13 protein-coding genes are annotated in these 13,089 nt (G+C 55.3%); 12 read left to right on the top strand and 1 reads right to left on the bottom strand.

The genetic code is table 11. The features are described 5' to 3' along the window. Positions 1-189 precede the first annotated feature (189 nt). The 11 genes from MELB17_RS08320 (at position 190) to MELB17_RS08275 (ending at position 12,120) form a co-directional block, all read left to right on the top strand. Positions 190-1,710 (top strand): aldehyde dehydrogenase family protein, encoded by a 1,521-nt coding sequence (locus MELB17_RS08320; RefSeq protein ID WP_007349742.1) that lies wholly within the window; start codon positions 190-192, stop codon positions 1,708-1,710. A gap of 305 nt (positions 1,711-2,015) precedes the next feature. Continuing rightward, on the top strand, positions 2,016-2,087 hold the full coding sequence (gene pqqA / locus MELB17_RS23660; RefSeq protein WP_007153157.1) for a pyrroloquinoline quinone precursor peptide PqqA: 72 nt from the start codon (positions 2,016-2,018) through the stop codon (positions 2,085-2,087). A gap of 56 nt (positions 2,088-2,143) precedes the next feature. Next, positions 2,144-3,079 carry a pyrroloquinoline quinone biosynthesis protein PqqB gene (gene pqqB / locus MELB17_RS08315; RefSeq protein WP_007349741.1) on the top strand — a complete coding sequence of 312 codons (936 nt, stop codon included), beginning with the start codon at positions 2,144-2,146 and terminating at the stop codon, positions 3,077-3,079. Then, positions 3,076-3,831, top strand: coding sequence for a pyrroloquinoline-quinone synthase PqqC (gene pqqC / locus MELB17_RS08310; RefSeq protein ID WP_007349740.1), 756 nt, complete (start codon positions 3,076-3,078; stop codon positions 3,829-3,831). Before pqqB ends, pqqC begins: the two co-directional genes overlap by 4 nt. Beyond that, positions 3,831-4,124, top strand: a complete 294-nt coding sequence (gene pqqD / locus MELB17_RS08305) for a pyrroloquinoline quinone biosynthesis peptide chaperone PqqD (protein WP_007349739.1) — start codon at positions 3,831-3,833, stop codon at positions 4,122-4,124. The genes pqqC and pqqD overlap by 1 nt, the downstream gene beginning before the upstream one ends. Continuing rightward, positions 4,121-5,278, top strand: a complete 1,158-nt coding sequence (gene pqqE / locus MELB17_RS08300) for a pyrroloquinoline quinone biosynthesis protein PqqE (protein WP_007349738.1) — start codon at positions 4,121-4,123, stop codon at positions 5,276-5,278. The genes pqqD and pqqE overlap by 4 nt, the downstream gene beginning before the upstream one ends. 70 nt (positions 5,279-5,348) lie before the next feature. Beyond that, positions 5,349-7,154, top strand: coding sequence for a prolyl oligopeptidase family serine peptidase (locus MELB17_RS08295; protein ID WP_007349737.1), 1,806 nt, complete (start codon positions 5,349-5,351; stop codon positions 7,152-7,154). A gap of 49 nt (positions 7,155-7,203) precedes the next feature. Then, positions 7,204-8,367 carry an alcohol dehydrogenase-like regulatory protein ErcA gene (gene ercA / locus MELB17_RS08290; RefSeq protein WP_036184055.1) on the top strand — a complete coding sequence of 388 codons (1,164 nt, stop codon included), beginning with the start codon at positions 7,204-7,206 and terminating at the stop codon, positions 8,365-8,367. Next, positions 8,351-10,099: an ATP-binding protein gene (locus tag MELB17_RS08285; RefSeq protein WP_007349735.1), complete on the top strand. Its 1,749-nt coding sequence runs from the start codon at positions 8,351-8,353 to the stop codon at positions 10,097-10,099. The genes ercA and MELB17_RS08285 overlap by 17 nt, the downstream gene beginning before the upstream one ends. A 232-nt stretch (positions 10,100-10,331) precedes the next feature. After that, positions 10,332-11,315, top strand: a complete 984-nt coding sequence (locus tag MELB17_RS08280; RefSeq protein ID WP_036184052.1) for an IS1595-like element ISMrsp3 family transposase — start codon at positions 10,332-10,334, stop codon at positions 11,313-11,315. 55 nt (positions 11,316-11,370) lie between these two features. After that, positions 11,371-12,120 (top strand): CLCA_X family protein, encoded by a 750-nt coding sequence (locus tag MELB17_RS08275; protein ID WP_036184049.1) that lies wholly within the window; start codon positions 11,371-11,373, stop codon positions 12,118-12,120. Between the two features lie 29 nt (positions 12,121-12,149). Here MELB17_RS08275 and MELB17_RS25495 read toward each other — a convergent pair whose 3' ends face one another. After that, positions 12,150-12,704, bottom strand: coding sequence for a hypothetical protein (locus MELB17_RS25495; protein ID WP_007349731.1), 555 nt, complete (start codon positions 12,702-12,704; stop codon positions 12,150-12,152). On the opposite strand from MELB17_RS25495, the gene MELB17_RS08265 reads away from it, so the two are divergent. Beyond that, positions 12,703-12,993 carry a DUF6482 family protein gene (locus MELB17_RS08265; RefSeq protein WP_007349730.1) on the top strand — a complete coding sequence of 97 codons (291 nt, stop codon included), beginning with the start codon at positions 12,703-12,705 and terminating at the stop codon, positions 12,991-12,993. The two genes, MELB17_RS25495 and MELB17_RS08265, sit on opposite strands and share 2 nt — an antisense overlap. The last annotated feature ends 96 nt before the right edge of the window (positions 12,994-13,089 follow it).

The following is a 13,089-nucleotide window of genomic DNA, read 5'->3' as shown; positions in this document are numbered from 1 at the left end:
CTGAATGCGATGAAAGCAGGCGCCAGGGGGCTGGACTTAATGATCAGCCGGCTGGCGCCGACTAGTACTAAGGGATGAGTTTTTCACCCCTATCGCATCATTCAATGATAAAGGTTTAGTATCTACATTGAGTGGGTGAATACGAAAGCCCACGTTGGCGAGCAACAAACACAAAAAGAGGTCGAAACCATGATCTATGCACAACCAGGAAAGGAAGGCTCTGTCGTTTCTTTCAAAGCGCGTTATGAAAACTACATTGGCGGCGAGTGGGTTGCCCCGGTAAAAGGGCAGTATTTTGACAATATCACGCCGATTACCGGTAATGTGATTTGTGAGATTCCCCGTTCCACAGCCGAAGACATCGAGCTGGCACTAGATGCTGCGCACAAAGCGGCGCCGGCTTGGGGACAAACGTCGGTGCAGGAACGCTCCCGTATCCTGTTGAAAATAGCGGACCGCATAGAAGAAAACCTGGAATTGCTGGCGGTTGCAGAAACCTGGGACAACGGCAAAGCCGTTCGTGAAACCCTGAACGCTGACATCCCACTGGCCGCTGACCATTTCCGCTATTTTGCCGGCTGTATTCGGGCCCAGGAAGGCCATATGGGTGAAATCGACCACAACACCGTGGCTTATCACTTCCACGAGCCTTTGGGTGTGGTGGGGCAAATCATTCCCTGGAACTTCCCGATTCTAATGGCGGCCTGGAAGCTGGGCCCCTGCCTGGCGGCCGGCAACTGCACCGTATTAAAACCGGCCGAGCAAACGCCCGCGAGTATACTGATACTGATGGAACTGATTGGTGACCTGCTTCCGCCGGGTGTGCTTAACGTGGTCAACGGTTACGGTATTGAAGCCGGCCAGGCACTGGCGACCAGCAAGCGCATTGCTAAAATCGCCTTTACCGGCTCTACACCGGTAGGCACGCACGTTTTGAAATGCGCCGCTGAAAACCTTATTCCGTCCACCGTGGAACTGGGTGGCAAATCGCCAAACATTTATTTCGCAGATGTGATGAAAGCCGAGCCTGCATTCATCGACAAGTGTATTGAAGGCTTGGTTCTTGCGTTCTTTAACCAGGGTGAAGTGTGTACCTGTCCGTCCCGCGCCTTGGTGCAGGAAGACATGTACGACGAGTTTATGGAAAAAGTGATTGCCCGTACCAAAGCAATCAAGCGCGGTAACCCGTTGGATACCGACGTGCAGGTAGGCGCCCAGGCCAGCAAAGAACAATTCGACAAGATTCTGTCTTATCTTGAGATTGGCAAGCAGGAAGGCGCTGAAGTGCTCACCGGCGGCGGCCGCGAGCATCTGGAAGGTGAGTTTGCTAACGGCTTCTACATCCAGCCCACGCTGTTTAAGGGCGACAACAAGATGCGGGTGTTCCAGGAAGAGATCTTCGGCCCGGTTGTGGGGGTAACCACCTTCAAAACCGAGGAAGAAGCGCTGGCCATCGCCAACGATACCGAGTTTGGCTTGGGCGCAGGTGTCTGGTCCCGCGATACCCACGTAGCTTACCGCATGGGTCGCAACATTAAGGCGGGCCGGGTATGGATGAACTGCTTCCACGCGTATCCCGCCCATGCCGCTTTTGGTGGATATAAGAAGTCCGGTATCGGACGTGAAACCCATAAATTGGCGTTGGATCATTACCAGCAGACCAAGTGCATGTTGACCAGCTACGACATAAATCCGTTGGGCTTTTTCTAAACACAGGCTTGCGCGCTGGATGTGCGAATTTCCCCCGGCTTTCGCCGGGGCTTTTCCTTTTGAAGGGCCGTTATGTGCCGTTCTTTTTTTGGCCCCCCGCGGGCCTTTTTTGGTTTTTGCCGCGGTGCATTCTTAGGCGTCTATGTTTTCAGGACAATGCAGTTGCAACTTAAGGCGCGCCAAAAACAGTGCGAAAGTACCATATTGGTCATTTGCTGCTACCTTTACGATGGGTTTCAGGGAAGAGGTGAAAGCGCCGATATTCCCTTGATGCGCAAACAATCACTATAAAAGAGGTATGCATTATGTGGACAAAGCCAGCTTATGAAGATCTGCGTATCGGTTTCGAAGTCACTATGTACTTCGCCAACCGCTGAAGTCTGAAGTAGCCAGCGCCTCGGCGCTGGCTGTTTTACTTCCGGAGCTTCTGCTTATGTATATTCAGGTTCTTGGTTCAGCGGCAGGCGGCGGTTTCCCCCAGTGGAACTGCAATTGTGCGAATTGCGACGGTTTGCGAAAAGGCACTGTTAACGCCCACGCACGCACCCAGTCATCCATCGCGGTTAGTGAAGACGGCGAACGCTGGGTTCTCTTTAACGCCTCCCCCGATATTCGTGCCCAGCTGGCATCGTTTCCTGCCATGCAGCCGGCGCGTGCGCTGCGCGACACCGGTATTGCAGCCGTCCTTTTGATCGACAGCCAGGTGGACCACACAACCGGCCTGCTGACCCTGCGCGAAGGTTTACCGCTGGACATCTGGTGTACCGCACAGGTGCACGAAGACCTTAGCTCTGGTTTTCCTCTGTTCCCGATGTTGGAACATTGGAACGGCGGGTTACGCTGGCAAGAAATTGCCCTTGGTGACGGCGCGGCCGAAGCCTTTGTTATTCCCTGTGCGCCGAATCTGAAACTGACCGCTATTCCGTTGCTGAGCAACGCGCCACCGTATTCGCCACGCCGCGACCAGCCGCACCCCGGTGACAATATTGGCGTGTTTATTGAGGATACACGCACGGGTGCTGCCGTGCTTTACGCACCGGGGCTGGGCAAGCCTGACGAGCACATACTTCAATGGATGCGTCAGGCCGATGTATTGATGGTCGATGGCACGGTATGGCATGACGACGAAATGATTCGCCAGCAAGTCGGTACCAAAACCGGTCAGGACATGGGCCATCTGGCCCAGAGTGGCCCTGGTGGCATGATGGAAGTGCTGGACACTATGATGGCCAGGCGCAAGATTTTGATACACATCAACAACACCAATCCGATTCTGAACGAGGACTCCGCCGAGCGAGCGCAGCTGGCGCAGCACGGAATCGAGGTGGCCTGGGACGGAATGTACATAGATCTGTCGGGGACGCCATGAACGCCATTGTGAACACCACCCTGAATCGCGCGGATTTTGAACAGGCGTTACGCAATAAGGGCCGGCTCTATCATATTCATCACCCGTATCATCAGGCCATGTATGGTGGCCAGTGCAGCCCTGAGCAAATCCGGGGCTGGGTGGCCAACCGCTATTATTATCAGGTAATGATCCCGCGTAAAGATGCGGCCATTATGGCCAATTGCCCCGACGCCAGCGTGCGCAAGCAATGGTTGCAGCGCATTCTTGACCACGATGGTCACGACGGTGATGCGGGCGGCATTGAAGCCTGGTTGTGCCTGGCGGAAGCCGTGGGGCTGACTCGGGAAGAGGTGATCGACCAGCGCCACGTGCTGCCCGGCGTGCGTTTTGCGGTGGACGCCTACTTGAACTTTGCGCGCCGCGCGACTTGGCAAGAAGCGGCTTGTTCCTCGCTGACCGAGCTGTTTGCGCCAGAAATCCACCAGTCTCGTCTGGACAGCTGGCCAGAACATTATCCGTGGATTGACGAGGCCGGCTATAGCTACTTCCGTAAGCGCCTATCAGAAGCCCGCCGCGATGTGGAACATGGCCTGGCGATTACGCTGGAGTATTTCACCAGAGCTACCGAGCAGGCCCGCGCCCTCGAAATTTTACAGTTCAAACTGGATATTCTGTGGAGCCTGCTGGACGCCCTGACCATGGCCTACAGCCACAAAACGCCGCCGTTCCATACGGTTACCGATCAGCAAGTCTGGCACAGGGGGCTATGATGGCAGACTCGGCAGCAGTTGGGAAAACAGCGGGAAGCATACCCTGTTTCCGCCTTGGCTTCCGGTTTCAGTGGGAGCCGGTACAGAACGGCTATGTGTTGCTCTACCCCGAGGGCATGGTGAAACTTAACGAAAGCGCCGGCGCTATTCTGCGCGAAGTGGACGGCCAGCGCTCCGTGCAGGACATTGTTAGTGCGCTGGAACAGGCCTTTCCCGAGGCCGGGTCGCTGGCGGGCGATGTTAACGAGTTTCTGCAACACGCTTGCGAGCAACATTGGATTGAACTTTCATGAATATGCCTTCATCGACGCTGAACGGCCAGAAAACGGCCACCATTGGGCCACCGTTATGGTTGCTGGCGGAGCTGACCTACCGCTGCCCGTTGCAGTGCCCGTACTGTTCAAACCCATTGGATTTCGCACAGACCGAGCGTGAACTCAGCACGGAAGACTGGGTGAAAGTGCTACGCCAGGGGCGGGAGATGGGCGCGGCCCAGCTAGGGTTTTCCGGCGGTGAGCCGCTGGTGCGTCAAGATCTTCAAGAGCTGATTGCTGAAGCTCGGCACCTGGGCTACTACAGCAATCTGATTACGTCCGGTCTGGGCCTGACTAACGCCAAAGTTGAGGCGTTCGCCAGCGCCGGGCTGGACCATATTCAGGTCAGTTTTCAGGCCTCAGACCCAGAGCTGAACAACGCTTTGGCCGGTTCTCGCAAGGCGTTTGAACAAAAACTGGCAATGGCGCGGGCGGTGAAAGAAGCCGGCTATCCCATGGTTCTGAATTTTGTAATTCACCGCCACAACATTCATCAGATGAACGACATTATGGCGCTGTGTAAGCGTCTGGGGGCGGATTTCGTAGAGCTGGCTACCTGCCAGTATTATGGCTGGGCATTCAAAAATCGCGAAGGGCTCATGCCGTCACGGGCACAGCTGGAGAAGGCCGAGCGTGAAGTGAATCAATATCGTGCTCGCCTGCTGGACGACGGTTCGGCCATGAAGCTGATTTTTGTCACCCCCGACTATTACGAGGAGCGCCCGAAAGCCTGTATGAACGGTTGGGGCAGTCTGTTTTTGACAGTGGCACCGGACGGTGCGGCGCTGCCCTGCCACAGCGCGCGTTTGTTGCCCATCGATTTTCCCAATGTGCGCGACAACGACTTGAAACACATCTGGTATGACAGCCCGGGCTTCAATCATTATCGCGGTGACGGCTGGATGCCGGAACCGTGTCAGTCCTGTGATGAAAAAGAAAAAGATTTTGGTGGCTGCCGCTGCCAAGCATTCTTGCTAACCGGTAACGCCGATAATGCCGACCCGGTGTGCAGCAAATCGGCCTACCACGACCGTATCCTTGCGGCACGCCAGGCCGCCGACCATGCCACCGCAGGCATTGAGGAACTGACCTATCGCAACGCAGGCAACTCCCGCATGTTCTTCCGCAGTTAGTCAGCCGTCAGTCAAAGGCTTACTGAGCGCCACCGAGGCTTGTGCTGGCTATACCCAGCGCAGCGGTTTGGTGGCGTCAGGCGCTGGCGTATTTTGGCTACAAAACGAACCCGAAACCGGCGCCAGCCGAATATGGCACCTGAATGACCAAGGGCTAGTGTTGGCGTTGGGTACGAATCTGCGCAACCTTCGCAGTCGGGTGAATGGCTACGGGGGTGGTGCCCTGGCTGCCGCACCGGATGGCGTGTTTGCCGTTAGCGATGATCAACGCATTCACTTTATTCCCTTGGGTGTAGAGCAAAGCCGGGCGCTGACGACTGATACCGCCGCCTATGGCGGATTGCGGGCTGACCCATTGCGGCAACGGGTGCTGGCGGTACGCGAAACCGGGCAGGGCGTGGCGAATGGCCGCCAACAACTGGTGGCGGTGGCTCGCGATGGCACGCTGACGGTGTTGCACCAGGGCGAAGATTTTTACAGTGCGCCCGCGTTGTCGGCAGACGGCCGACACATTGCCTGGGTGAGCTGGCAACTGCCCGATATGCCCTGGCTGCAAACCCGTGTGTGGACGGCGAACATAACGGTTGATGGCACACTGGAGAATCCTCGAGTGCATACCGCTCCCCAGCCAGCGTCTATTCAGCAGCCGGTGTTTGCGGGGCAGGACCTTTGGGTGATGTCCGACCATGAGGGCTGGTGGCAACCCTGGCAACTCGACACCCGGAACCCCGCGAGCCTCTGGACAAAAGCCGCGGTGCCCGAATGTGACCACGCCAATGCACCCTGGCAACTGGGTGAAGCTCACCACTGCCCGCTACCGGGCGGGGGTTGGGCTCGCGCTCATTATAACCTAGGCCGTGGCGAGCTGTGGTTATCGGGCGTTAGCCATCCAAACCCTGCACGGATTGCGCCGGCGTTCAGCGATTTTCGCAGCTTGTGCACCTGTGGCGATTTTCTTTATGCCATTGCTCGTTCCCCGGACCGCCTGGATGCGGTGCTTAGAATCGACCCGCAAAGTGCTGAGGCGAGTGCCGTGGCCGGTGGCGAACCAGCGTTGCCCGGGCACGGCCTGGCGCAGCCAGTATCGTTTCGAGTTCCGGCCCTTGCACAGGAAACGACCGCGCCCCAAGGCTTTTTATATTCGCCTCTGACACCCTGTAACGAGCTACCGGCACTGATTTTGGTGGCCCACGGTGGGCCAACCTCCGCGGCCTATCCGGTCTTCAACCCTCTGATTCAGTTCTGGTGCCAGCGAGGCTTTGCCGTAGCGGAGGTGAACTATCGTGGCAGCAGCGGTTACGGCAGGGCGTTCCGGCTTTCACTGGCGGAGCGCTGGGGCGAAATTGATGTGGAAGACATGGCGCGGGCTGCAGATGCCCTGGTTGCCGCAGGCTACGCCGATGGCAACCAGGTGTTTATTCAGGGCCGTAGTTCTGGCGGTTATACCGCGTTGATGGCTTTAAGCCTGAGTCAGCGCTACCGCGCCGGCGCCAGCCAGTTCGGCGTGACCGATCCTATACAACTGCGGCGTATGACCCATCGCTTTGAATCCGGTTATCTGGACTGGTTGTTGGGATGTCCCGAACGGCATCCGCAACGCTGGCAGGACCGCACGCCCCGGTTACGCGCGGCGACAATGGCGGCGCCGGTGATTTTTTTTCAGGGCGGGCAAGACAAAGTGGTCGTCCCCGAACAGACCCGCATGATGGTCGCGGCCATGGAGCAAGCCGGGCAGAAACCAGAGCTTCACTGGTTCCAGGACGAAGGCCACGGGTTTTTACAACAGGCGAATCAGGCGGCCATGCTAGAGGCACTCTGCAGCTTTTATCAACGGCATGGTCGAAACACCGATGAATGCATAGAAAGCTTGAGTTAAACTCTCGGCTATTACGTACAAAAATAAACTTAACGTCGAGTGCTTGTTCATGGGTCACGACATATCCGCTTTAAGAAAATTTGTCTCGCCAGAGATCGTATTCGGAGCCGGATCAAGGAAGTCTGTCGCTAACTTTGCCAGTAATTTCGGCGCAAAACATGTGTTTCTGGTGTCTGACCCAGGCGTCGCGGCCGCCGGCTGGGTGGGCGAAATCGCTACCTTGCTGACCGATGCCGGCATACGTACCACGGTTTACACGGGTGTTTCGGCGAATCCCCGTGTCGATGAGGTTATGGCCGGCGCCGAGCTCTACAAATCCTCCGAGTGCGATGTGATTGTGGCCATTGGCGGCGGCAGCCCCATGGACTGCGCCAAGGGCATCGGTATTGTGGTCAGCGATGGCCGCAATATTTTGGATTTTGAAGGGGTGGACACCATCGTAAACCCGCCGCCGCCGATGATACTGATTCCGACCACGGCCGGAACCTCGGCTGATGTGTCACAGTTTGCCATCATTTCTGACCCTGCCCGTCGCTTCAAATTTTCCATTATCAGCAAAGCGATTGTGCCAGATGTTTCGCTGATCGATCCCGAAGTGACCGAAACCATGAGCAGCTATCTTACTGCCTGCACCGGCGTTGACGCCTTGGTGCATGCCATAGAGGCCTATGTGTCTACAGGCAGCGGGCCGTTGACCGATTCTAACGCGCTGGAAGCGATCCGGCTGATTAACCGCAATTTGGAGCCCTTGGTGGCTAATACCGCCGATGCGTATTTGCGCGAGCAGATCATGTTGGCGTCCATGCAGGCCGGTCTGGCGTTTTCCAATGCCATCTTGGGTGCGGTTCACGCGATGTCCCACAGCTTGGGTGGTTTTCTGGATTTGCCCCATGGATTATGCAACGCCGTCCTGTTAGAACACGTGGTGGCTTACAATTTCCACTCAGCGGAAGAGCGCTTTCGTCGTGTTGCAGAAGCCATGAATATCGACACTCGTGGCATGAGCCAGGCCGAAATTCAGAAACGCTTGATGAGTCGCATTATTCAGCTCAAGCGCGCCGTGGGGCTAGAGGCCAAGTTGTCAGAGTTGGGGGTCAGGGTGTCTGATATTCCGTCTCTCTCTGGATTTGCATTACAGGACCCGTGTATTTTGACCAATCCTCGCAAGTCGTCGCTCAGAGATGTTCAGGTTGTGTATGAAGAAGCCCTTTGATGACGATCGTGGCTATGAGGTGGGTGATTTGTTGGGGCTGGGTCGCCAGTCCGTGCGCAAGAACTACTACCTCGCGCTGCAAGACCGCCTGGAGGAGTTAGAGCGAGAGCGTAATCGCTATAAGTGGCTATTTGAAAAAGCACTCCACGGTATTTTTCAGGGTGATTTACGCGGTGGTTTTCTGGCCTGCAACCCGGCCATGGCCAAAATCTGCGGTTACGTCAGTGCTGAAGACCTGCAAGCCCGGGTTATCCGCTTGCGGGAACAGCTTTTTTGCAGCGCCAATGAGTTCGATGCATTGCGTCAGGAATTGCTCGATAGGGGCAGTCTGAGCGCCCGCGAAATTCGCCTGCGTCGTGCAGATGCGACGCCCGTTAATGTCGCCATCACCCTGCTCAGGCGGCCAGATCTGGGGCCAGAGGTGGTTGAGGCGTTTGTGGCGGATATAACCGAGCGGGTGCAGGCGCAGCAGAAGATGGTGCAGGTTAACGCAGACTTGGAGCGCCGGGTAGAAGAGCGCACCCAGGCGCTGCAGAACGCCAACGTTGGGCTGCATTTTCAGATTGCCGAACGGGGAAAAGTCGAGCGCGAACTGGTAATTACAGCACAAGCCGCGCGCGATGCGAATCGCAGCAAAGACAAATATCTGGCAGCGGCCAGCCACGATTTGCTGCAGCCTCTGAATGCTGCGCGCCTGACCATATCGGCGCTGCAGGAAAGCGCGCTGCCGGCGGAAGAGGCGAGGATGGTGCACCAGGTGCATCGCGCGCTTGAAGGTGCCGAAGACTTGCTGGCGGATTTGCTGGATATCTCAAAACTGGACCAGCAGGCCATGGCGCCGGATTTGCTACTGACCGACGTTGCCGCTCTGGCCGAAAGCCTGGGTGAAGAATTTGAAGCGGTGGCGACCAACGCCGGCGTGCGGTTCCACGTTCGTACTATTCCGGCGCTGATAAAAACCGATCAGCGTATGCTTACCCGCATTCTTCGTAATTTACTGAGCAACGCCTTTCGCTACACCCTCAGCGGCCGTGTTCTGCTGGCACTGAGAGCCCGCCGCGACAGCCTGCGTATTGAAGTGTGGGATACCGGTGTGGGTATTGACGAAAGTAAGCTGAAGGATATTTTTACCGAATTTCATCAATTGTTGCCGCAAGGAACCGGCGGTCGCCAAGGTGCCGGGCTGGGGCTGGCGATTGTTGAGCGAATGGTGTCGGTGTTGGGCTACCGGATAGAAGTGGTTTCGCGGCCGGGCAGAGGTTCGCGGTTCGCGCTGGTGCTGCCGGTGGACATGCAATCAGCCCGTCGAGCCGCGTTGCCGGCCACTGAAATTGTGCCCAGCTTTGTTCACGGCTTCGCAGGCATTTTGGTAATGGTGATTGATAATGAGCCGGCCATACTTGCGAGTATGAAGCTGTTGCTGGAGTGCTGGGGCTGTTTGGTAATAGCCAGTCCTGACGAACATCAGGCTTTGGAGTACCTGCGGCAGACAAACAACGTACCCGCAGCACTGCTCGCCGATTACCACCTGGATGATGAAAAAACAGGCTGGCAGGCCATTTCAGCGATACGGAAGCTATTGGGCACGCCTGTGCCAGCGGCCCTGATTACCGCAGATCGGGGCGATGAACTGCGCACGCTGATGCGGGCGCAGGGGTTATCGATTTTAAACAAGCCGGTAAAACCCAACCGTTTGCGGGCATTGCTGACGAGTCTGTTGTCTGTGCAATAACGCAGTGCCCGTGCTGATTTGCGCCACGGGCTTCATGCGATGAACGAGCCGCTGCTATTCAGGCAGGGTGGTTTTGTACACAAGACCAAATTGGTAATTGAAAGCGACTTTGGTCGAACACCACCTTCACCGGTTTTTCGTTTGCAGATTTGACCCATTCGAAATTTCACTTCAGAATACTGTATAAATAAATGGGGTATCCCTTTAGCTCCACAAATGGCAAAATCTCTCAATGGATGTGCCAACAATTGCTCCGATAGGTGGAAAAGATTATCCAACGACCTGGGTTCAATTCCTTGATTGGTTCCACTCTGAACAAGCGTGCCGGGATTTTTTGGAACAGCTACGCTGGTCGGACGGACTGGTTTGCCCGAAGTGTGGGGTAATATCGCAAGTTCATCGACGCAGTCGCGGCAGATTGATCTGTCCAGCATGCAGACATCAAGCAACGGTAACAGCGGGTACCATTTTTGATAAAACGCGCACAGAGCTTCGCGTCTGGTTTGCCGCCATTTGGTACATCACCAACCAAAAGCATGGCGTCAGCGCATTGGGGTTGCAGCGTGTACTTGGCCTTGGCAGCTATGAGACAGCGTGGACCATGCTGCACAGGCTGCGCCGAGCAATGGTACGCACAGACAGAGAGTTGCTCCATGGAGAGGTTGAGGTCGATGAAACCTATCTTGCACTCACCGACCGAGCCAACCCGATTAGTGCGGTGGGACGTAAAAGCAACACCACCAAGGTGTTGGTCGCCATAGCAGTGGAGATACTGCAACCCAAGGGATTTGGAAGAATACGGATTCAACGGATTGAGCGTGGTGACAACGATAACCTGATGCCCTTCATCAAAGCCTTCATTCGTCCAGGATCGCTCATCCATAGCGATGGCTCACCTGCTTACCGCCTGCTCACGGAGAGTGGATATGAGCACCGACAAACGGTTCATCTTGGTTCAGCCACTCCAGCCCATGAATCAATGCCAGGCGTTCACCGTGTGGCATCACTCTTGCAACGCTGGATGATGGGCACACACCATGGCGCAGTCCAGCCAGGACAGTTGGATAATTATCTTGATGAATATGTATTTCGGTTTAATCGCCGTAAATCCAAATCAAGAGGCTTACTGTTTTATCGCTTGCTCCAGCAAGCAGTTGTGACAAAGCCGGTCACCTACCAAAAGGTGGTGGCACGGCGAGGAAAATCTGGAAATTGAAGTCTGTGGAGCTAAAGGGATACCCCGTATAAATAAACAGTAATCGGTGAAAATCATGATGACCGCCACCGCGACATCGTTCGTCACGATCAGACGCCAGTTTGATTTTCGCAGTATTGAAGTGGGTCGCTGGGTTACGCCAGAAGAGCGTGATTTTGCGGCAGTCCGCTTCTACCAGGCGCTGTGCGATTTGATGACAATCCTCAAGAGTCCAGAGCTGCTGATTTCGTTACGGAGCACGCTTAGCCTCCAGTACGGCATTGGTGGGCGCCCTGGTGTGGCTGCACACTATATTCCGGCGACACGACAACTGGCGCTGGCCAAAAATGCCGGCGCGGGTAGCCTGGCCCATGAGTGGTTTCATGCTTTCGATCACTATATGGGCAACAAGGCCTTCCACGACCCGGTTAAGCATGGCTTTGCGTCTGGCGCGTGGCTTGACAGCAAAAAACAGAAACAACATCCATTAAACAACCGGTTGGAACACTGCTTTCGCACCATTTTACTGAACGAGAGCGGCACTGAACCCAGTGATCAGTTTAAGTGCTCGCAACAAGCAGACAAGAAACTGAAGGTGCTGTATTACGCTCGGCCGGAGGAGCTCTGCGCACGGGCTTTTGAAGCTTTTGTTGAAGACAGCAGGCCCAGCAATCGTTTTCTGGTAAGTGGCACTGTTTATTCGGATGAGGCAAAGACTGGGCTGTACCCAAGGGGCCAGCACAGAGAGGCGATCAACGAAGCGTTTGAAAACTACTTCCAGGCCTTGGGTAGAGCGTTATATCGGGAGCAGGCCCAAGCTCAATGAGAGCGGTAACCGCTCTAGTTGAGCCTGCATCAGCTTTCGGAAGAAAGGCGTTTTGAGTTATCGATAGCACGTTTATGAAGGGGTTCAAGAATGCGCAAGCTGGTTGTCCACCAAGGCGTGTGGCCGCCGGATAGCATATCTAACCACGCCATTTGCACCTCTAGCCCTGTGTCCCAGAGCACAGCGAGTTTTTCGGTGACCATGCGGCGGTTTTCCAAAATCATTTTTGGATTTGAGGGAGCGTGCGTCGCCAGCATGCCAATACGCAAATTTATGGTTGATAGTGCGACAGGCCCAGCATCCAGGAGCATGCAGCTCAATTTCCAAACATCGGATCTAGCGTCGGGTGTCATCGGAATTATTGCGGATAGGCGATTAATCACGAACATTTTGCATTCCAGGAGTGGATTTTTGAGAATGCAACTAACGATAGTGCACACCCTTTTATCGAGATGTATACGACAAACGGATGCGTAACCGACTGCCCAGATCACCATCGTAACACCATTATCAACCTGCCGAATGATCTGCAATTCACAAGCTGGCGTAAATCCTAATTCACCCAATGCGAGAACAACGTCCATGCACATGACCCTTGGCGAACTGAAATCCCGCAAGCACGAACCCATCAGCCTGGCAGAGATTGTGTCCATGGAGGGTCGATATTACATGGTCCGCTTTTATATTGGGGGCTCAGGCTACATTCTGGTGAATGATCAGGGTAAAGTGAGGTTGTTTTCGGGTGCTTGCGCAGCACGTGAAGTAATGCGTGGTTTTATTGTGGCGGATTTTGACTTGATTCCGCCAACTGGAACTGACGAAATGATCGGTATGCCGGACTCCAGTTCCGAGCCTATGCGGGTTCAGTTTTAGCAAATTGCCTTTGTCGCTTCTTTGGCTCAATTTGGCTACAGTCAATAAGCATGGCGATTTGGCCGTGTTTTTTGAGGACTGGCTAACATCATAGGT

This window comes from Marinobacter sp. ELB17 (genome assembly GCF_000169375.1).
Taxonomy (GTDB): Bacteria; Pseudomonadota; Gammaproteobacteria; order Pseudomonadales; family Oleiphilaceae; genus Marinobacter.
This window is presented reverse-complemented; position numbering and strand designations above follow the sequence as displayed.